The 19,034-nt window shown below is 50.5% G+C and carries 22 protein-coding genes; 6 read left to right on the plus strand and 16 right to left on the minus strand.

The features are described 5' to 3' along the window. Window positions 1–5: 5 nt before the first annotated feature. Window positions 6–410, minus strand: a complete 405-nt coding sequence (locus tag ACFQO0_RS11075; protein ID WP_382234581.1) for a transcriptional regulator — start codon at window positions 408–410, stop codon at window positions 6–8. A 255-nt stretch (window positions 411–665) separates the two neighbouring features. Between ACFQO0_RS11075 and ACFQO0_RS11080 the strand changes: the two genes are divergently transcribed. The 4 genes from ACFQO0_RS11080 (at window position 666) to ACFQO0_RS11095 (ending at window position 3,370) form a co-directional block, all read left to right on the plus strand. Beyond that, window positions 666–899: a hypothetical protein gene (locus ACFQO0_RS11080; protein WP_382234583.1), complete on the plus strand. Its 234-nt coding sequence runs from the start codon at window positions 666–668 to the stop codon at window positions 897–899. A gap of 19 nt (window positions 900–918) precedes the next feature. Next, the gene (locus ACFQO0_RS11085) at window positions 919–1,380 is read left to right on the plus strand and encodes a hypothetical protein (protein WP_382234585.1); all 462 of its coding nucleotides are present in this window, start codon (window positions 919–921) and stop codon (window positions 1,378–1,380) included. Further along, window positions 1,358–2,668 carry an SH3 domain-containing protein gene (locus ACFQO0_RS11090; protein ID WP_382234587.1) on the plus strand — a complete coding sequence of 437 codons (1,311 nt, stop codon included), beginning with the start codon at window positions 1,358–1,360 and terminating at the stop codon, window positions 2,666–2,668. Before ACFQO0_RS11085 ends, ACFQO0_RS11090 begins: the two co-directional genes overlap by 23 nt. A 168-nt stretch (window positions 2,669–2,836) precedes the next feature. Continuing rightward, window positions 2,837–3,370, plus strand: coding sequence for a JAB domain-containing protein (locus ACFQO0_RS11095; protein ID WP_382234589.1), 534 nt, complete (start codon window positions 2,837–2,839; stop codon window positions 3,368–3,370). Window positions 3,371–3,459: 89 nt separating this feature from the next. On the opposite strand, the gene ACFQO0_RS11100 is transcribed toward ACFQO0_RS11095, so the two are convergent. From ACFQO0_RS11100 to ACFQO0_RS11140, 9 genes are all read right to left on the minus strand, one after another. Continuing rightward, window positions 3,460–4,233, minus strand: coding sequence for an alpha/beta hydrolase family protein (locus ACFQO0_RS11100; protein ID WP_382235083.1), 774 nt, complete (start codon window positions 4,231–4,233; stop codon window positions 3,460–3,462). Then, window positions 4,224–4,595, minus strand: coding sequence for a MerR family DNA-binding protein (locus tag ACFQO0_RS11105; RefSeq protein ID WP_382235085.1), 372 nt, complete (start codon window positions 4,593–4,595; stop codon window positions 4,224–4,226). Before ACFQO0_RS11105 ends, ACFQO0_RS11100 begins: the two co-directional genes overlap by 10 nt. Before the next feature lie 6 nt (window positions 4,596–4,601). After that, window positions 4,602–5,561 (minus strand): arsenic resistance protein, encoded by a 960-nt coding sequence (locus ACFQO0_RS11110; protein ID WP_382235087.1) that lies wholly within the window; start codon window positions 5,559–5,561, stop codon window positions 4,602–4,604. 61 nt (window positions 5,562–5,622) lie between these two features. Continuing rightward, window positions 5,623–5,802: a hypothetical protein gene (locus ACFQO0_RS11115; protein WP_382234591.1), complete on the minus strand. Its 180-nt coding sequence runs from the start codon at window positions 5,800–5,802 to the stop codon at window positions 5,623–5,625. Between the two features lie 218 nt (window positions 5,803–6,020). Beyond that, window positions 6,021–6,662: a cation efflux transmembrane domain-containing protein gene (locus tag ACFQO0_RS11120; protein WP_382234593.1), complete on the minus strand. Its 642-nt coding sequence runs from the start codon at window positions 6,660–6,662 to the stop codon at window positions 6,021–6,023. Between the two features lie 29 nt (window positions 6,663–6,691). Next, window positions 6,692–7,195 carry a protein-disulfide reductase DsbD N-terminal domain-containing protein gene (locus ACFQO0_RS11125; protein ID WP_382234595.1) on the minus strand — a complete coding sequence of 168 codons (504 nt, stop codon included), beginning with the start codon at window positions 7,193–7,195 and terminating at the stop codon, window positions 6,692–6,694. An 8-nt stretch (window positions 7,196–7,203) separates the two neighbouring features. After that, a complete protein-coding gene (lspA, locus tag ACFQO0_RS11130) occupies window positions 7,204–7,749 on the minus strand; it encodes a signal peptidase II (protein ID WP_382234597.1) in 546 nt (181 codons plus the stop codon). Between the two features lie 120 nt (window positions 7,750–7,869). Continuing rightward, window positions 7,870–8,472 carry a phosphatase PAP2 family protein gene (locus ACFQO0_RS11135; RefSeq protein ID WP_382234599.1) on the minus strand — a complete coding sequence of 201 codons (603 nt, stop codon included), beginning with the start codon at window positions 8,470–8,472 and terminating at the stop codon, window positions 7,870–7,872. Then, on the minus strand, window positions 8,469–11,468 hold the full coding sequence (locus tag ACFQO0_RS11140) for a heavy metal translocating P-type ATPase (protein ID WP_382234601.1): 3,000 nt from the start codon (window positions 11,466–11,468) through the stop codon (window positions 8,469–8,471). Before ACFQO0_RS11140 ends, ACFQO0_RS11135 begins: the two co-directional genes overlap by 4 nt. A 200-nt stretch (window positions 11,469–11,668) precedes the next feature. On the opposite strand from ACFQO0_RS11140, the gene cadR reads away from it, so the two are divergent. Together cadR and lnt are read left to right on the plus strand one after the other, a co-directional pair. Further along, the gene (gene cadR, locus ACFQO0_RS11145; protein WP_382234602.1) at window positions 11,669–12,115 is read left to right on the plus strand and encodes a Cd(II)/Pb(II)-responsive transcriptional regulator; all 447 of its coding nucleotides are present in this window, start codon (window positions 11,669–11,671) and stop codon (window positions 12,113–12,115) included. 282 nt (window positions 12,116–12,397) lie between these two features. Beyond that, entirely contained in the window at window positions 12,398–13,981 is a 1,584-nt protein-coding gene (gene lnt / locus ACFQO0_RS11150) for an apolipoprotein N-acyltransferase (RefSeq protein WP_382234604.1), read from the plus strand. A 177-nt stretch (window positions 13,982–14,158) separates the two neighbouring features. Here lnt and ACFQO0_RS11155 read toward each other — a convergent pair whose 3' ends face one another. From ACFQO0_RS11155 to ccmI, 6 genes are all read right to left on the minus strand, one after another. Continuing rightward, window positions 14,159–15,337, minus strand: coding sequence for a L,D-transpeptidase family protein (locus ACFQO0_RS11155; protein ID WP_382234606.1), 1,179 nt, complete (start codon window positions 15,335–15,337; stop codon window positions 14,159–14,161). A gap of 129 nt (window positions 15,338–15,466) precedes the next feature. After that, window positions 15,467–16,180 (minus strand): thiol:disulfide interchange protein DsbA/DsbL, encoded by a 714-nt coding sequence (locus ACFQO0_RS11160; protein ID WP_382235088.1) that lies wholly within the window; start codon window positions 16,178–16,180, stop codon window positions 15,467–15,469. A 56-nt stretch (window positions 16,181–16,236) separates the two neighbouring features. After that, window positions 16,237–16,728 (minus strand): copper chaperone PCu(A)C, encoded by a 492-nt coding sequence (locus tag ACFQO0_RS11165; RefSeq protein ID WP_382234608.1) that lies wholly within the window; start codon window positions 16,726–16,728, stop codon window positions 16,237–16,239. 31 nt (window positions 16,729–16,759) lie between these two features. Further along, entirely contained in the window at window positions 16,760–17,506 is a 747-nt protein-coding gene (locus ACFQO0_RS11170; RefSeq protein WP_382234609.1) for a cytochrome c biogenesis CcdA family protein, read from the minus strand. Window positions 17,507–17,550: 44 nt separating this feature from the next. Continuing rightward, window positions 17,551–18,171 carry a TlpA family protein disulfide reductase gene (locus ACFQO0_RS11175; RefSeq protein WP_382234611.1) on the minus strand — a complete coding sequence of 207 codons (621 nt, stop codon included), beginning with the start codon at window positions 18,169–18,171 and terminating at the stop codon, window positions 17,551–17,553. Next, a complete protein-coding gene (ccmI, locus tag ACFQO0_RS11180) occupies window positions 18,168–19,034 on the minus strand; it encodes a c-type cytochrome biogenesis protein CcmI (protein WP_382234613.1) in 867 nt (288 codons plus the stop codon). Before ccmI ends, ACFQO0_RS11175 begins: the two co-directional genes overlap by 4 nt.

A 19,034-nucleotide genomic window follows, 5' to 3' on the forward strand; every position in this document is an offset into this window, starting at 1 on the left:
TTCAATCACTCTTGAAATTGCGTTACCAATTCCTCAATCAGATAGCGTTGATGCGGAGGTAGCGCTTGAATTTTTTGAGCTAAGGTAACTGCTTCTTTAGAGGGAGCATTGACACTGCTCTTCTTTCCCGCAGCCTTTGAACTCAGCTCTGACTTTTCTGGAGACGGACCATAGTGCAGCCAATGCTTATCCACATTTAACCAATTCGCTAGCGTGACTAACTTATCTTCGGTTGGTACCGAGCGTCCACTTAGCCATTTATGCGCTGTTTGCGGAGAAATAGCTGTCCCCTCGTAACGCAAACTAAATTGGATGGCGAGCTCAGTCGCACCTTCGACAGCTTCTTGGCTACGGCGCAACGCTAAACGTAGACGTTTAGTGAAAGCACTTTTTTCTTCGATGGTAGGCATTTGCACATTGTGCCGCATGCAAAGATGCCACACCGCAACCAATTGGTTTAATTATATCTTATTTGGTTTAAAATAAGCGCGATCAAGATAACCAATATTTCATTACATCACTTCCCGCAATCTTCATTCATAGGAAAAATAACCATGGTCTTTTGCCGAGGCTGCAGTAAAGAGATTCACGAAAGCGCGCCATCCTGCCCGCAATGCGGTGCGGTTCAAGCAGTAGCCACTAAGTCCGCAGAGGAATCCGGATGGATGGGCATCGTCTCTTCAATTTTCGCTGGCCTAGCATTCCTAGGCAGTGTGGACGTTGAGGGAGCGCACGATAAGGATGCCATCTTGGGCGTCGTTATTTTAGGAGTGAGCAGCCTGATCCTTGGCGCAATCAGCCTGCAACAACACAAGCCTCTAAAGACATTAACGATTGTCGCCGTCACTTTTGCCGCACTCGGCCTTCTTATCCTCCTCGGGAATACCCAATCCAACTAACTTCCAACTAAAGGAAAAAATGAGTTCTTTTCTTAACTGCCCGCACTGCTCTCATCAAATTCACGTCAGTGCTCCTGCTTGTCCAAAATGTGGTGCGCCCGCTATCAAGGCAGCTTCACCAACTATAGCTGTTAGCAATACGGTGGTATGGATCCTCGCATTCGCACCGTTGATTGGTTTGATTTTGGAAAGTCTTGTGGCTGGTGTACTTGCACAAAACGAATATGAGGCAGCGTATGCGATGGCCACTAGCAAGTACTGGTACATCTCGTTATTACTCAACATTGGACTATCTGCCGGAGAAGACGCCAGATTGAAACAAGATGGCGTCGATACTTCCAGCTTCGGGAAGTATTTCTTCTTGGTCCCGGTCTTTCTGTGGAAACGCGCGAAAGCATTCAATCAAAACCCTGCCTACTTTTGGACATGGATAGGCATGTTCGTCTTGACGATGATCCTTGGAATATTCGTCGGAAGATAAGGCGGTATTGGCGGATACAAGGAAAGCCTATTCCTTATTTCCTTGTATCCGTCACCAACATCCTCAGGCTGCTACGCAGCTATCCCATTACAAGAATAAAAAACCCTTTCAGATAAAGGAACAAATGGCCATGACCTCTTGCCACGCCTGCAGTAAAGAAATCCCCGATAGCGCCACGCATTGTCCTGAGTGTGGCGCGCCGCAAGCCGTAAAGCTCACCACACAAACAAAACCGACTATCCCTAAGGCGGTATTAGAGCCACTCCCTGCCGGCGTTCAAGGCTGGTGCTGGGGTGGATTTTTATTGAACGTCATTTGGGGCATCCGTTTCAAGGTGTGGTGGGGACTGTTTGCACTCATTCCTTTTGTCGGTATTGGCGCCTGCTTTATGCTTGGTTTCAAGGGCCGCGAATTAGCCTGGCGAAAAGGTAGCTGGGCCAGTGTCGAAGAATTTAATAAATCTCAGAGACGGTGGTCCATTGCCGGTGCAGTACTCCTCGTTGCGTCAATTGCAATTAATGTGCTTCTGGGATTTTACAAAGAGGGGCAAAAGACACCGTTACCAAGAAATGAAGCGGTGGCAGGAATGGATTTGTCCATGCCGCCGATCACACCAGAGAACGTGGCAGCGACGGAACATGTGCATGATGAAACTGCCTTGGCTAACGTAGATAAAGAGGGAGTAGATTTATTAGAAACACGTTACGGTAATCTCACAACCAATGCGCAGGCCCAACTCATCCTCGATGGCCGTCTGGTCAAGCCAGTGGTACAGGCGAATTCCTCTTTGTCGATCAAAGAGTCATTTCGTATTGGAGAGGATCATCTCGTCCTTATTGAAAATCGTGGCGGATCGGCATGTCCTGCACTCTTTAATTTCGTCGCAGTTCGGGCGAACGGTGCGCAGAGCTACCCGACATTCGGAACATGCTCTGATATTTACCAGGTAGAGCGCATTGGTAACTCAGTAGTCTTGACCATGCAGGGAGAAAGTAATCAGACGCATCGATACGTATTTGTAAACGGCTTGCTTATAGACAATGGCAAACAAGTAGGAACGCAGCCAGCAAAGGATTTTTCTGTTGAGGCTGTCGTTGACGACCCAGACGGTTTCACAAACGTACGTGCACAAGCCAATGGACAGAGCGCAATCATAGGACGTGTCGAGAGTGGCACTTCGTTCCAGACACATCCGCAAAATTCGGATTGGTGGAAGGTGCAGAGAGCAGGAGGAAGTACAGGGTTCATTCACCACAGCCGAATCGTTCTAATGCAGCAGAGGTTCTAACATTCTTAAATCAAAAAAGGATCTGATGAAAATCGTTTAGAACTTGCAATAACCCAAACCCAAATTCATCAAGACCGCTTCGGCGGTCTTTTTTTTCGACGTTATATTCAACATAGTCAGGAAGTGCCCACCTTTAATGGTGAGCACACTCCTCGACCTAAAGGCCCTATGACAACTACCATCAACTCATGTGCAGAGAAACAAGGTACAGATTCCCTCCGGCCTTGGAGCGAATTTCTGAGTGACCTTACAGCAGTAGATACCTGGATCGTGCACAGGGCGATTGAAATCTTGGATGATCACGTAATCAAACACGGTCCGAAATTAGCAAGTCCACAGGACGTGAAAGACTATTTGCGCCTGCAGTTGATCAATGAGCAACGAGAGGTGTTTGCGGTGGTGTTCATGGACACGCAGCACCGTGTGATTACCTATGAACCACTGTTCTTTGGGACGATCCATCAAACGTCTGTATATCCGCGAGCGATCGTTCAACGAGCTATGTCATTGAATGCTGCATCAATGATCTTGGCCCATAACCATCCGTCCGGCAGCACACAACCTAGTGAAGCAGACAAGCAGCTAACCAATCGTCTTAAATCTCTTCTGGAATCGATCGACGTACGCGTGCTAGATCATTTCATTATTGGGGAGGGACCAGCATTTTCATTCGCAGAACATGGATTGCTAACTGCTGCGTAACTCACAAAGAAAGTCGCAACTCAGCTGAGAGGGTCATGGACCATTGCTTCAGATAATCCATGACCCCTTTACGATATCAACAGCGCGACTTAGTTTGTATCGCTCTTCATCGGCAGATAACGCGAAGACCATGCGGTAATTAGGTTAGCTACATAATCGGCATCTCGTCGTTGTGTCAGCAAATGGTCTGTATCGTCCAGTGAAACAAAACTCTTTGGATGTTTGGCTGCAGCGAAGATACGCGAAGCGTTTTCTACATATACCGTGTCGTCACCTGGTGCATGCATCACCAACAATGGGCGTTTCAAGGATGCGATGTGCGAACGCAGATCGTTCTCTCGCAACGCATCGATCAAATCCTTGCGAACAAAAAAATGACGACCGACCAGATGGACTTCGGCCTCGCCGTCAGTTTCGATTTCTTTCAACGCAGCCGGGTCGAACTGATGCAGTACATGTTTTAAATCATATGGAGCACCGATCGTCACTACCGCGCGGATATTCGGCATCATTCCGGCTGCCATCAACGACGCGGCACCACCCAGACTATGGCCTATCAACAACGAAGGTTCCTTGCCAGCTGCCTTCATTGCCTGACCTGCAGCAACCAGATCAGCCACATCTGCCGCAAAGGTTGAATCGCCGAACTTGCCCTGACTCGCACCCAATCCAGCAAAGTCAAAGCGCAACACGCCCACACCACGTTCACCCAGAGCGCGTGTCGTCCGCGTCGCCGCTAGACTGTCTTTTCCACACGTAAAGCAGTGCGCAAAAATCGCCCACGCATGCGGTGCTTCGCTTGTCCGATAGCGGACGTCTGCTTCCGACCCAAAGCGGACGTTCGTACCCCAGGCTAGTGGCAGCCTCGTTCATGTGAAGTAAGTTTCTTCGCCTTGGTACTTGGGGACTTAGACAAGCCTTGTAGTATCTGACAGTCCTTAGCCTTTTGCGACTGTCTGCACAACTTCCGAAGCTTCCTCAATTGTTTTTCTAGCGCCTGTAGTTCCGCAATACGGGTAGTCACATGTTCGATGTGTTGGTCTAGTAAATCATTGACCGCTCCGCAGTTCTGTTCTGGTGAATCTCTAAACTTCAGCAGTTCTCGAATCTCATTCAGAGTCATATCAAGCGACCTACACCGCAATACAAACTGTAGATGCTCGATGTGCGTTAAATCGTAAAGTCGATAGTTGCCTTCCGACCCAAAGCGGACATTCGATTTCAGGCACCTTTATTTGCCCCACTTTGCAATCACACGGACATAAAGCAGTTCGCTAATCAGTTCTACGAGCGTTTGCGCAACGATAATCGCCGGCAGTACCGGTATGGCTCCTGGAACGGCCAGTGCAAGCGGCAGAACGACTAACGAATTCCGAGTGGCGGAACTGAAAGCAACAGAACGGGATGATGGCGAATCCAATTTCGCCTGACGTGCAACCCACCAGCCGATTATGGGAGCAAGAATTGCGTAAGCAATATAAATCGGTAGTACCTTCCATACAGCATCAATGGCCGGACCGAGTTGGGGTAATACAGCCAATATCACGATAAACAGGACCAGTGCCGTAGCTGGTACAGGAGTCAGTCCTAAGATATCTGAAAGATGCCTTCCACTATTGCTTCGTTTCGCAAAGAACTGCAAAGCGCCAGCCATGAGCAGTGGAACAGCAATCAACCAAACAAATGCGTGCATGAATGGCCCCGCCTGTATGTAGCTTGCCACATCTTCACCAAGCATTAAACTGAGATAAAGAGGGAGTATCAACATCTGGGCGATGAGCAATACTGGCGTTGAAGCTAGGAGCAATCGTGCATCGGCGCGTCCTAGATGCGCAAAAGTCACAACATAGTCAATGCATGGGGCTAGCAGTACCAGCATGACGCCAAAGCAAAGCATTTGGTCTTCTAAAAAAAACTCGACCAAGGCGAAGACCAAAATGGGAATGATGACGAAGTTGGCGAGCAATAGCGTGGCCAAAAAGCGCACGTGCTTGAGAGCTTGACCTAGTTCTGCCAGCGGTACCTGTAAGAAGGTGACGAAAAGCATAAAAGCTAAAGCCGGATTAATTGCACTCTCAACTGCAGTGGTTCCAGACACCGACATCGCAACTAACGCTGCGACGATGACTGCGCCAAAATAAATGACAATTTGCTTCTGTTCGAGTACTTCTCGCAGCTTCTCCAGTTTCATCATTCCGCCTGAAATTGATTAACTGTCGATTGTGGGGTGGATATGATTTCGATGCAATGAGTTAGCGTTCGTGACTCATTGCAGAAGCTGCCAGTTCCGCTTGTAGTTTTTGATGGACAGCATTGCGCTCACTGTATCGGTCGGTACGATAGTCTGGGCTGTCTCGGACAAGCAACGTGAGTTTATAGAGCTCCTCCACGTCATGCGTGGCGGCATGGATGTACTGATCGATCTTGTTCATAGATTGCTGACGTTTGGGAAAAACATCGCTCCTTTATTTCACGACGCGCAAGCCCCCATCAAACTGGCAATTCATGCGGAAAGTCGAGCCAAGCCGGTTCCCGCATCCGGAACCCACGAGTGCCGATATGGCGCCATAAATATTCTGCCCTCTTTTACCTTTATCTTGGCACGATCCCAATTTATATCGAAGACTTCGTAAACCAAAAAAACAATATGCTAATTCTTTTCATCCGAAGCAGATACTTCTTCAGTATTTGCATTGCGTGTCTTCTCCCAGATTTCCATGCCGCCCTTGAAAGCGATTGTCACAACTACTAGACCAATTAATAAATCCGGCAGTGGAGATTGGAAGAACATCACCGCAATACCAGACAAAGCAATTCCTGCATTGGTGGCCATATCGTTAGCGGTGAAAATCCACGACGATTGGAAATGCACTCCTTCCTTACGATGAGAGCGCAATAACTTGAGACAGAACCAGTTTGTCGCTGCATTGGCAATTGCTGCGATGATCATGATCATGCCAATTGGCTCACCGCCGGCCACAAAGCGCCGGATTACTTCAATCAGCAATCCAATGGCCAATACCCAGAGAAAAAGGGCGGACAACCGCGCAGCACGTGCCTTGGCAAGCATACTTCGGCCCACCGCATAAATACTGACAGCGTAGACCAGCCCGTCGGCGAGATTGTCCAGGGCGGCACCCATCAAGCCAGTAGAATTGGCCCACCATCCGACCATTCCAATCACGACAGCCTGCGTCAGATTGATCAATAGCACCCAGATCAATGTTCGCCGCTGGGCCGCGTTAGTCGTATCGAGTTCAATTTCGTCTTTTTCTTGCGGCTCATTGCTCATGCCGAACTCCTGGTCAAATCTGCACAGAACTAGCGGTTTGCGGCGACCTTGAGCGTTTTGGTTTCAGGCGGGTAGCAAATTCCTACAGCTTCAAAACAGCCCTGATAATTAGCAGTCAGCGTGATCGGATTTTTGGTATTTCCTTCTAGTGTTACGGTTGCGACAAAGGACTTCTTGAATACCTGAGATTTCCCAAATACCTTGTCTTCCTTGATAACTGTGGCGGGCCAATCAATTTTCACAATCCGCATCTTTGGCGTACCTTGCATTGCAATGCTCAAACGGTCGCGGTAGAGGTAGTAGCCCGGACGAATGAAATAGTCTAATGCGATGCGCGTTGCATCCAGCCGCCGGGCCGTCACTGAAAACGCGAGTTCAGGCGGCACCGGCTCGTCTGCTTTGCTGGTGAGCTCACCTAGAAGGCCCGCATTTTGTGCTATTACAGGCGACGATAGGAAAGCTGCAGCCATGACGGCCAGCACAAGCAGGCAATACGAAATCCGGACAAGCCTGAACAGGTACCTTTGTTGCATGTGTCCTCCTATGCCGATGATTTCGCTTGCCGCATTTCAGCCAGAATCAAAAGCGCCGCACCGCAGACAATGCCGATGTCGGCTATGTTAAATGCAGGCCAATGCCATCCGCCCAAATGGAAGTCCAGGTAATCCACGACATAGCCTCGCAGCGCACGGTCGACGCCGTTGCCAAGTGCGCCTCCCATGATCAGGCTATAGGACAGCGCTTTCAATGTAGGCTGTCCTTTACGCAGTTCACTGGCTAACCAAATAGACGCTCCTATCGCCACTGCAAGAAAAAAATATCGCTGCCATCCCCCTGCGTTGGCAAGAAAGCTGAACGCCGCTCCGGTATTCCAGGTATGAACGAGATTGAAAAAACCGGTAAATGGGATCGATTCACCGTAGGGCATATATCGTTGCACGGCTATTTTGGAAACAATATCCGACGTCAATAAACCTAACGCAATTAACCACCAGCGCCAGCGAACAGGCTGAGTATGCGGTTCATGTACTATATTCTTAACGCTATCGATCATTTTTTGATAAAAAAAAGTTAACCCGCGTGCCATCGCTTTGCATTGCAATAATGGGAATTGTTTTTTGTTGCAGAGTATACAAAGTTACACATCCTTGCCTAACTCTGAATCAGGTAACTGTAAAGGCTGCGATTGCTGCTGCGCCGCTTGCTCCTATTCTCTACTTTGCTTGCTTAACTGCCAAGGCAAAGGTTTTACTAGACGGTTAGCAAGTCTAGCACTGAGTAATCCAATCAAAGCGCCCGCAAGTACATCCGCAGGAAAATGAGCACCAGAGACAATCCGCGACCACCCAACCCACAAGATCAGACCGGGCAAAAGGCTGCGCAAAGCAAGTGGGCATAGCGGCCATAGAATCATACTAACCAGCGCTATGTAAGCCGAATGCCCACTTGGCAAGCTATACCGAATTTCCGGTTCGCCGATCACCTGAATTAGAGAGCCAAATACCGTTAGTGGCCGCGGGAAGTCAAAACCTACCTTGAGTAGCCCGACGCATAGCCAAGCCACTGCAAAACCAATGATTAGTCGCCCTACTTGCACGCGTAGCTGGCTTGCCATGCCATTGTTCTTGCGCGCGCAAACCTGTGCCCACATCATCAATATGCCCAGCAATACCGGTAAGCCCCAATAATTGCCGATCAGGTTGCCGATAATGGCCAGCGGCTCGACCATGGCGGACCTACTATTGTTAAGCTCGTGAAAGATCAAGCTGTTTAACCCACCCCAGTCATAAACGATATTTTTTACAATCATTTGCGTAGCAGACGCAAGCCGTTAAATACGACCAATAAGCTTGCTCCCATGTCGGCGAATACAGCCATCCACATCGTCGCATGACCGGTAAAGGTCAAGATAACGAAAATGACTTTAATACCCAACGCCAAGACAATGTTTTGGGTCAGGATCTGTGCCGTGGTGCGAGAGAGCCGCACGAACGCCGGCACCTTACGCAAATCGTCGTCCATTAAAGCCACGTCCGCCGTTTCAATTGCAGTGTCCGTGCCTGCCGCACCCATGGCAAATCCAATATCGGCTTTGGCCAATGCCGGCGCATCATTGATGCCGTCGCCCACCATGCCAATGGTTCCAGACTGGGCTGACAGCAGCTCTACGACACGCAGTTTATCTTCTGGCAATTGATTGCCCCGCGCATCGTCAATGCCAACTTGAGCCGCAATCGCCCGCGCTGTATGGGCATTGTCACCGGTTAGCATAATCGTCTTGACATTGAGTGCGTGGAGTTCAGCAATTGCTTGTCGGCTGGTTTCCCGTACGGTATCGGCCACGCCGAAAATAGCCAGCACTGCGTTTGATGTGCCCAGCATTACGGCAGTCCGCCCTTGTCGCTCCAGTGTTTCCAATTGTTGTGTGAGTTGCGGCGTGATTTGTCCGCGCTCCGTGGCCAGCCGATGGTTACCCAGCCAGTAGGTTTGACCGTTGATGACGCCTTCGACTCCTCTTCCCAACAATGCATTGAACCGCTCGACTTCCTGATGCTCAACTTTTTGGGAATCGGCGTATACCGCCACGGCATGTGAGACAGGATGGTCGCTTCGGCCAGCCAAACTAGCTGCAATGGCCAGTGTCGCAGAAGGGTTGTCATTCAATGGTTGATACTCCGTGACGCTTGGCTTGCCTAGGGTCAGTGTGCCGGTTTTATCGAGCGCTAGCCACGTGAGTTTGTGGCCCTGCTCCAGATAAACGCCGCCCTTGACGAGGATACCTTTGCGCGCAGCAGCTGCCAAGCCGCTGACAATGGTTACCGGCGTAGAGATCACAAGCGCGCAAGGACAGGCCACGACCAGCAATACCAATGCTTTGTAGATCCAGTCGTACCATGGCTGCGCAAACACTAGTGGCGGCACAATGGCGATCAGCAACGCAACGATAAATACCGCCGGTGTGTACACTTTGGCAAACTGGTCGACAAATCGCTGCGTCGGTGCACGGCTGCCTTGGGCTTGTTCGACCGCATGAATGATGCGCGCTAAGGTTGTGTTGCTCGCTAGGGCTGTGACTGCAAACTCGAATGAACCTGCTTCGTTAATGGTGCCGGCGAAAACCGGGTCGCCGATGCTTTTTTCGAGTGGTACGCTTTCACCCGTAATCGGTGCCTGATTAATTGTTGACTGACCATTGATAATTTTTCCATCAAGCGCAATGCGCTCTCCGGGCCTAACGCGCACCACAGCACCTATACCAATAGATTTGGCATCGCGTTGCTGCCATGAACCGTCTGCTTCACGCACCGTTGCCGTCTCTGGCGCCATATCCATCAAACCACGAATTGCGTTGCGGGCACGATCAAGCGACTTTTGCTCGATAAGTTCGGCCAACGCAAACAGGAACATGACCATCGCCGCTTCCGGCCACTGGCCGATAATCATGGCACCGGTCACGGCAATCGACATCAAGGCATTCATGTTCAGATTGCGGTTTTTCAACGCAATCCAGCCTTTTTTGTAGGTTCCCAAACCGCCCGTGAAAATGGCGGCCAAGGCTAAGGCGATGACAAGCCAGTTGTTCGTGCCGCCATTCATCCAGTGCACGACTTCGGCGCTAAGGGCGGCCGCGCCGGAAAAGGCCATTGGGATCCACGAATATTTGTGTACCGGAGATTGGGCCGTCTCTTCGCTGGCGACTTCGGACATTTTGGTTTGCGCTTCCAGTCCGATTTCCTTGAGTGCAGCCAAAACCGGGTTAAGGGCGTCTAGCGCATGGGTAAGCGTCAACGTACGCTGCATGAGGTTAAATTCCATATCCTCAATGCCCACGATTGTGCCCAAGCGCTTGCGGATCAACGCTTCTTCGGTTGGGCAATCCATCTTAGAAATGATTAATGCCGTGCGCGTTGTCCCACTGTGGGGAACGACTTCCTGTGCCCGCATGCCGACATTGGACAGCGCTTTCATGATCGGCACGGTCGATGGCAGGGAATGCGTAACCCACAAGGTGCGCTGCACCAGATTGAAGTCAAGCGCCTGAATACCGGACACCTTCTGCAGGCTACTGCGAATGAGTGCTTCTTCCGTCGGGCAATCCATGTTCTGGATACGGAATAATGTCTGCTGGCCTGCAGCAGTTTGAATTGACGTCTTTGTTGTAGCGGTGAGTAATGGCACGTCCGCTGTGCTGCATCCGCATGACGTTGCAACTACGGGTGTTGCGCTGCACGTGCCTGATGTTGGCTCGGCCTCGGAAACTTCGGGCGCTTCAGCGAGCTCGGTGCTGCATGCAGCTCGCGCGTCGGGCGGCTGCGGGCTAAATCCGATATCAGTCAAGGCTTGCTTGGCTAGGTCTAGCATACCTGGTACATGCGTAATGGTAAGGGTACGGTTGGCAAGATCAAAGTCCAATTCGTGAATACCTGTCATTCCCTGCAGCTTCTCGCGAATCAGCTTTTCTTCGGAAGGGCAATCCATGTTGGCAATTTTTAATTTTGCCTGTTCTGTCGCCTCATTTCTCTCGACTTCCCGCGCGTGCATGCCGATTACTGACAGTACCGCTAAGATAGGCACGGTTGAAGACAAGGAATGTGTCACGTAAAGCAGACGCTTGGGCAAGTCAAAATCCAGAGAAACAATGCCTTTGACCGGCAGCAAGCCGTTTTGAATGAGATTCTTTTCAGAGGCACAATCCATATCGTCAATTCTAAAGATTGTTTGCCGTGCAATGCGGCCTTCCATCAACGCACTACTGCTGGTACATATGGACGAAGAAGTCGTTTGCTCTGACGTGCTTTTGCTCATTTTTTCATCCTTCTCAAGCGGGTTATACCTCTATTTAAAACCATAAAGCCACTACATGGTCAAGCGCTTTCACGCTTTCAAGAATTAATGGTGAAATTTTTAAGCTGGCGGATAAGAATGCCGATACAGTAGATCAACTCTTGACGCAGCCATCAAAACCATGAAGCTATTTTTTAGCGTTAAAAAACACGGAGCTGGAAATGAGATTCGATAACTTACGTATTGGCGAACTAGCGAAACGAACAAACTCTACGGTGGAAACCATACGGTATTACGAAAGGGAAGGCTTGCTACCAGCGCCATCGAGAACGGATTCAAATTACCGTATGTATGGTGCAAACCATCTTGAGCGGCTTTCTCTTATTCGCCATTGCCGCTCACTTGACATAGGGCTGGAAGAAATTCGCACCTTGCTTAAGTTTAGGGATGCACCAGAGGAAAATTGCGAAGATGTTAATGCTTTGCTTGATACGCATATCAGCCATGTTACCGCGCGCGTCGCTGACCTACGCGAACTGGAAAAGCACCTCAAAGGATTACGTCGTCTATGCAATGCCACAAACAAGGCAAAGCATTGTGCCATACTAAAAGACCTCACCGCAGAGGCCACCGCTACTACATGCGGCAAGAGCAGAAGAACAAAATAAGCTCCCTCGGCGCATGAAGAAGAAGTGCGACGCGGGTAAGAAAATAAAGTTTTTTCGAAACAACGCGTGATTTTTTGGCATATCCATCAGCGCACGACATTGTAATTGTCATTGTTGAACTTACCGTTCCATCAATGTATGTGGTGTCTATTACCTCGATTAGATTATGTCAGACGACGGAACATCGTCTGTCGGACTTAATGCTAAATCTAAGTAGAATGCGATCTTGCAAGGCCGACGCGCCGCAACATGTGCAATGTGAAGATAACAACGACGCGCCTCATGCAATCAATTTTATTAGAGAAAAATAAGACGGCGCTGTTGCGTTACACGCTAATTGATCTTACCCAGATTCCATTGGTTTCCTGCGCATTCGCGTTTGTACTGGGCGTTCTAACAGTCATTGGATATGCTCCATTTGATTATTTTCTGATTCCCGTCTTGACGCTCACCGGCTTGCTCATGCTGGTACTACGCCAGCCGTCGGCAACACGCGCCATGCTTGTAGCATTTTGTTTTGGCATAGGCAAGTTTGGCGCGGGGGTAAGCTGGATTTATATTAGTCTGCATACCTATGGCGGCATGGCTCCGGTCTCTGCCACATTGGCGACCTTTCTTTTTTGTGCCTATTTATCGCTCTTCCCTGCTCTCTTTGGAGGGATATGCTGGCGTTTCCGTTATTCCGGTTTTTCCTTCCTTGCGTTATTCGTTCCCGCAATCTGGGTCGTCACCGAATGGTTGCGCGGCACTTTGTTGACTGGCTTTCCATGGCTAGCCGTTGGCTACTCACAAATCCCGGGCAGCTCCCTGGCAGGGTATGCACCGATTATCGGGGTGTACGGGGTATCGGCATTGGTAGTCTTCACAGCCACCATGTTTTTAGCGATTCAAACAACCCGCCGCATGGCGAGAATCGCGTCAATTGCTATCTTGTCGATTGCATGGGTGTTGGGTGCGTGTCTGCAACAGATTGACTGGACCGCACCAAGTTCGGCTCCTTTTCGGGTCGCTCTTTTGCAAGGAAACATTCCGCAAGATCTAAAGTGGCGGCCTAATCAATTGAACGACACGTTGGATACTTATTATTTACTGGCCAAACAAAGCGATGCGTCGCTGATTGTCATGCCAGAAACGGCAATGCCTTTGTATAAGGATCAACTCCCAACAGCTTATGCAAACAAGTTGAAGGAGCTCGCAATTGCCAAACGTGCGGATATGATTGTTGGAATCGCAGAAAGAATCTTGGACAAAGACAGCCCCACCTATTTCAATAGCGCAGTCAGCATCGGCCCTTCCGTCAGCCATACCTATCGAAAACAGCACCTTGTGCCGTTTGGCGAATATATCCCTGCAGAGCCTCTGTTTGCATGGGCGCTTAATATCTTGCAAATTCCTCTAACAGATTTATCCCCTGGAGAGGCCATGCAGCCCGCCATGCAACTGTCAGTTGGGAAAGTTGCAATCAATATCTGCTTTGAAGATGTATTTGGCGAAGAGATTATTCACGCCGCCCCGGAAGCGAACGTGTTGGTGAATATGAGTAACTTAGCTTGGTTTGGCGATTCGCTGGCCTTGCCACAGCATCTGCAAATTGCGCAAATGCGCGCCCTTGAGACAGGTAGATTTATGCTACGGGCAACAAATACGGGTATGACAGCAATTATCAACGAGCGTGGCCGCATTCTTGCACATGCCAAGCCACATGAAACAATGGTCTTGACTGGCATGGCACAAGGTTTTACGGGCAGCACTCCCTATATCAGGTTCGGCAACTTACCGATCTTAGTATGGTCCGCCCTTTGCCTATTGTTTGGTTTCAGAGGATTCATGTTTGCACGCGGTGCGCGCCGTGTTCCGCTCAGTTAGGATATTTAATCCGTTCTTGCCAAAACAGTGGCTCAACCTAGATATGCTATCAGCCGTTTAGCTTTTAACACTTGCCGTAGTCAGCCTTTGGATAGTTGCGAAGCGAACCAGTAAGCCTGCACAATGGCAATCATCAATGCCACATCCCAATCATGTACCTTGGCATTGCGAGACCCACTAAAGCCTGAGTTCATGAAGAATGGTCCAGCGCCCCTTATCCTTGATCCAAAACTGGCGAAGCCGTGTAGTGTCTTTTCTAGATCCAACTTTTACGACTGTAGTAAAGGTACCCACGATCATGTCACTGAATCCTGGGTAATAAAAAATCGACATATCCTGCAATGAAATCGACATATTCTTTTTGCCCTGCAACGTTGCCATTTGTTTTCCAAGCTCGGAGGCGATACGTGTGCCGTTTGCGGATGTGAACTGACTGGAATAATGGGTAAGCAGATTTTTTAAGTCCCGACTCTCGAAATCTCGTCGCCAGCCTTCAAAAAATTGTGCCGCGTGCCTGCGTTCCTTGCTCCAAGTTTCCTTGGTGACGAACTCGACTTGGCTGCTGATTACAACAGGCGTATTGTTAATGTCAACTAGCTTGTACAGGGCTTGCAGGTCCGGGTTGGTCAATACCAAGCATCCTTCCGAAGCCAGTGGTGGACGGCTAAAGGTATCTGTCGGTGTACCGTGCAACCAAATGCCCGACCCACCGCGCCCCGTGCGCTTGTCCCATTCATTGGGATAGTTGATCGGCAAGGCACCTGAACCATAGAAGTCCGGTAGCCGCGATGATGGAATACGAGCTGTAATGTAATAAACGCCAAGCGGTGTTTTTCTATCGCCTTCTTTTAGTTTATCGATGCCGAGTTTTCCTTGGCTCACATAGTAGTCAGCCAACAGTTTGGGCTGACCGCCTTGGTTTTCATAAACGTACAAGCGCGAGCGCTTAGTGTCAGCAACCAAGACGTGTTTTTGATCGCCACGCAGCATTAAAAGCGCACGGGGTATCAGTGTCGGGTCAGGACGCTTGCGAATGGAGTGAAGACGTGCCCTCGCTTCTGCGCGCAGCTCCTGCAGTTTTTCATTTTCCTGTGCGTATGCAGCGCCCAGCGCCGCGACTGGCCGAGTATGCATGAGCAATAGATCGCCGCGAATCAAATGACCAAGCCGAAAGTTCGGGAATGCAGCAACCAGCGCATCCGCCTTTTCCTCCGCTGCGCGCAGATTGTTTGCCGCCATCGCCTGATAGATTTGATTTAACAAGCTATCGGGGCTGGTATGCTGCGACGACACGGGTAAATGCAGCTTACTTTCCTTGCCCGGTACAGCCGCATGTGCATACACTATCGTCAACAAGGCACAAGCCGCTATCCACCTATGGTTGCCTTGCAAGGTGCGGGAAACTGCACTCAGGGTGGTTCTAATTAGCGACATGTTTATCCTATCCAAATACGCAGCACCTCATGGATGCCCTTTTCCCCATTACTATTGGTTTTTGGTCGGCGCGCTTTGCATTGCCGGCATAGCACGCTGACCCTTGTCCTTGCCTGCCCGCGCAACCAGCCAGTCCATGACTTGGAACGTGGCACCGTGTAGTGCCGACTCGGGTTGATTTTTCATGCGCTGGCCCACAATCGATGGCGATGTGAGATACCGTCCATCAATGGCCACCAAAGGCACGCCATCGACGCGATAGGCATTTTGCAGTTGCGTCGCTCGATTCGCTTTAACTTGGGTACTGAATGAGTAATACAAATCCGAGAAGCTCTTTTTATCCAAGCCCTGTTTGACAGCCCAGTCAACTACTGCGGCATCTGTATCCAAACGGTTGCGTTCACCATGAATGGCCTGAAACACTCTGCCGTGCAACCTATCGAGCTTTCCCAATGATTCCAGCGTGTAATACAGCTTTTGCTGTGGAACGAATGAATCCCGAAATGCGACCGGTACACGTTTGAAGGCAATCTTGTTTCCTTGCTTTTTTACCCACTCAGTCAACGGATGGTCAAACTCATAGCAGTGTGGGCACGAATACCAAAAGAACTCCGTCACCTCAACTTTGTCTACCGATTCGGTAGGCTGCGCCTTTTCAAGCGTGCGATAGTCCACACCGTTTTGCGGATTTGCAGGAGAAGCTGCGGCACCATAAGCAAATACGCCAAAATAAATTGCGGTGAGTACATGGGAAATAAATTTCATGATGCCCTTTTTAGTTTGTAAAGTTTTGTGATCCCGCTGGTTCTGCCCTGCCAAAATCATTGCGGCTTGGTTGTCCGAATTGGAACATCAACTACGAGTGTGTTCGCGGCAAGCTTGTCTGTGGTAAATGTCATCGTGAGCTGCAGGGTGTCTCCCGCCTTGAGTGGTTGCTTTAGCCCCATCAACATCAAATGCATGCCACCGGGTGCCAAGTCGACGGTGGCCCCTGCCGCCAAATGCAGAGATGGCACCGCCCGCATGCGCATGATCCCGTTCTGATGTTCCATAGCATGCACTTCCACCATCTTTGCCGCGCTGGTTTCGATTTTCTGCAAGCGCGCACCTACCGGACTGGCAATGGTCATGTAGACCGCTCCAACCATCTGACCAGGTGCTGTCGCGCGTGCCCATGCGCCAGTAACGGTCGGCATGCTTGTACTCGATGCAGCCGACGCTCCTGTTGCATTATTAGTGCTGGCAGCCGTGGCACTTTGGACCGCTGTTCCTAATAGCAACCAAAAAATCGTCATTACCATTGTTTTATTCATGTTTATGTTCCTTGATTTCAATACGTTGACATCATCCTATCCGTCCAAGAACGGGAAAGATTTTGAGCAGCCAGATTGCAAAATGCATCAACTGGCCACTCGCGACTGCAATTCCCATTGCGACCAGGATCGCACCGGTAATTACCTGCAGGTATCGGCCCGCCTGGCGCAATGTGGCAAGGCGCCGCGTGAACGGGGCCATAAAATACGCCGCGAGCAAAAAGGGAATGCCTAGACCAATTGCATATACGCCCAGCAAAAGCGTACCGCGGCCAACACTGTCGCTTGTGGCGCCTAGCGCCAAGATGCCCCCCAATACCGGACCAATACACGGTGTCCAGCCAAATCCAAACGCCATGCCCAGTACGACCGCTGGTAACGGCTTGCCGCCCTTTGCAGCAGGATCGAAACGGTAATAGCGATGCACCCAAACCGGCATACGCAACACGCCCATCACGACTAATCCGGCAAATGCAATCGCAATGCCGGCGGCGATATTCATTTCATAGCGATACGCCAGAAAAAGTCGGCCGATGGCGGTGATGCTCGCACCCAAGGCAAGGAACACAATCGAAAAGCCCAAAACGAAACAGCCACTTAAGCCAAGCGCTCGCCAGCGCTCACTGCGAGAATCTGCGTCTGCAGTCTGCAACGGTGCCGTACCGCCGGCAATGTAAGACAGATATCCAGGTACTAAAGGCAGGACACAAGGCGACAGAAACGAGGCAATGCCGCCAACAAATGCGGTAAGGAGGCCCGCGATAGAGAGCTCAAGCACGGGTTAACTTTGTAATAAGGTGCTTCACGTTGCGCTTCCTTTGCTTAATCGTTGTTGAAAGGCGAACTTAGCGCCTGCTCAATTAATGTTTCAACCGCGGCACTATCCCATTCAGCCGGCCCCAGCGCACGACCAATTTCCCGGCCGCTCTTGTCAATCAATAGCGTAGCCGGTACGGCAAACGCGCCGAGTGCGGCAGATGCACGGGCATTAGAATCAAAGTAGCCTCGCAGCGTTTTAATACCTATTTCACGATAAAACGGCAAGACCGCGCTTGGATCGTGGTCGATCGACAGCGCCACCACTTCGAAATCCTGGCCGCCACGCTTGGCGTTGAGGCGATCCAAGGAAGGCATTTCTTTACGGCAGGGAGGACACCACGTTGCCCACACATTCAATAGCACTACGCGACCATAAAAGTTTTCCAAGCTTACTGTTTTACCGTCTTGGTCTTGAAACGATAAAGCAGGCAATGGTCGCGGCTCGTCCCAGCGCACAAACCGTTGCCCGCCAATGTCGATGGTGACACTCGATCCACTTGCGCCGGTTACGTCTGCTCCAGTTTCACCGTAGTCACGCAAGCCGACATATACGCCGATCAAAATGCTGGCGCATACGACCGTAATGAACAACATCCGCGTTGCAGATGGTTTTTGAATCTTCATCTTGAATTTTCTCTAATGGACGCTTTCATCGCATCACGTTGTGCACGACGCACCCTCTCAAGACTTTCCTCAATCGAGCGCGCACCTTCGGAATTAGGCGGCATTTGCGCATGGAGTCGCTTCCAATAGATGATCGCATTGGCATAGTCAGTGCGCTGGGCTGCGGCTGATCCAGCCAGAACGAGTGCGAGCGCATGATTTGGATCAAGCTTTAGTGCGCGCTGTAATAACTGAGTTGGCTCGCCCGCCAGCTCGCCATTGCGGGAAAAGGCCAGCGATTCTGCGTATTCGGTGAGTAGCTGCGGGTCAATGTCCACAGTCGATCCAGCCTTCGCAAACGCCATGACGGCATCCTCATGGCGACCGAATGCACGATAAGAACGCCCGAGCATGGCCCACCCCGGTGAATTGTCAGGATTGCGCCTTAATTTCTCTTCGAGTGACGCCACCATGGCGTTGATGTCCGTCTGAGTGACAACGGAGGATGTCTGAGCCTGCGGAGCAATCGCAGCTGGATTACCCAGAGCTAGATAGCTGCTCAAGGCTGCGATGGGTAACAAAATTGCCAGTGCTGTAGCCACAGGTTTGCTACTGCTAGCGGCGGCGCTTGTTGCAACCTTCGCACTCGCTTCTTCCAGCACTCGCCGTTGCAGCTCCTGCTTGGCTTGTTCATGGACGGCGCGGGACAATGTGCCACTTGCCAGGTCACGCTCCAGCTCATCCATCTGATTGCGCAGTACGGCCAGATTGACGTCGCTGGGCTCGACACTGTTGGCTGCAGTACCTCGCCACAACCGGGGGACAAGCATTGACACCACAGCCAACGTAAGCACTGCCGCACTGCCAAAGAAAAGATAATCCAT

Source organism: Herminiimonas aquatilis (assembly GCF_042665175.1).
Classification (GTDB): Bacteria; Pseudomonadota; Gammaproteobacteria; order Burkholderiales; family Burkholderiaceae_D; genus Oxalicibacterium; species Oxalicibacterium aquatilis.

Bases quoted from the DNA above. Each gene is read 5' to 3' on its own strand.
- ACFQO0_RS11075 (WP_382234581.1), bottom strand. From the start codon at position 410: ATGCCTACCATCGAAGAAAAAAGTGCTTTCACTAAACGTCTACGTTTA.
- ACFQO0_RS11080 (WP_382234583.1), top strand. From the start codon at position 666: ATGGGCATCGTCTCTTCAATTTTCGCTGGCCTAGCATTCCTAGGCAGT.
- ACFQO0_RS11085 (WP_382234585.1), top strand. From the start codon at position 919: ATGAGTTCTTTTCTTAACTGCCCGCACTGCTCTCATCAAATTCACGTC.
- ACFQO0_RS11095 (WP_382234589.1), top strand. From the start codon at position 2,837: ATGACAACTACCATCAACTCATGTGCAGAGAAACAAGGTACAGATTCC.
- ACFQO0_RS11110 (WP_382235087.1), bottom strand. From the start codon at position 5,561: ATGAAACTGGAGAAGCTGCGAGAAGTACTCGAACAGAAGCAAATTGTC.
- ACFQO0_RS11115 (WP_382234591.1), bottom strand. From the start codon at position 5,802: ATGAACAAGATCGATCAGTACATCCATGCCGCCACGCATGACGTGGAG.
- ACFQO0_RS11120 (WP_382234593.1), bottom strand. From the start codon at position 6,662: ATGAGCAATGAGCCGCAAGAAAAAGACGAAATTGAACTCGATACGACT.
- ACFQO0_RS11125 (WP_382234595.1), bottom strand. From the start codon at position 7,195: ATGCAACAAAGGTACCTGTTCAGGCTTGTCCGGATTTCGTATTGCCTG.
- lspA (WP_382234597.1), bottom strand. From the start codon at position 7,749: ATGGCACGCGGGTTAACTTTTTTTTATCAAAAAATGATCGATAGCGTT.
- ACFQO0_RS11135 (WP_382234599.1), bottom strand. From the start codon at position 8,472: ATGATTGTAAAAAATATCGTTTATGACTGGGGTGGGTTAAACAGCTTG.
- ACFQO0_RS11140 (WP_382234601.1), bottom strand. From the start codon at position 11,468: ATGAGCAAAAGCACGTCAGAGCAAACGACTTCTTCGTCCATATGTACC.
- cadR (WP_382234602.1), top strand. From the start codon at position 11,669: ATGAGATTCGATAACTTACGTATTGGCGAACTAGCGAAACGAACAAAC.
- lnt (WP_382234604.1), top strand. From the start codon at position 12,398: ATGCAATCAATTTTATTAGAGAAAAATAAGACGGCGCTGTTGCGTTAC.
- ACFQO0_RS11160 (WP_382235088.1), bottom strand. From the start codon at position 16,180: ATGAAATTTATTTCCCATGTACTCACCGCAATTTATTTTGGCGTATTT.
- ACFQO0_RS11165 (WP_382234608.1), bottom strand. From the start codon at position 16,728: ATGAATAAAACAATGGTAATGACGATTTTTTGGTTGCTATTAGGAACA.
- ACFQO0_RS11175 (WP_382234611.1), bottom strand. From the start codon at position 18,171: ATGAAGATTCAAAAACCATCTGCAACGCGGATGTTGTTCATTACGGTC.
- ccmI (WP_382234613.1), bottom strand. From the start codon at position 19,034: ATGGATTATCTTTTCTTTGGCAGTGCGGCAGTGCTTACGTTGGCTGTG.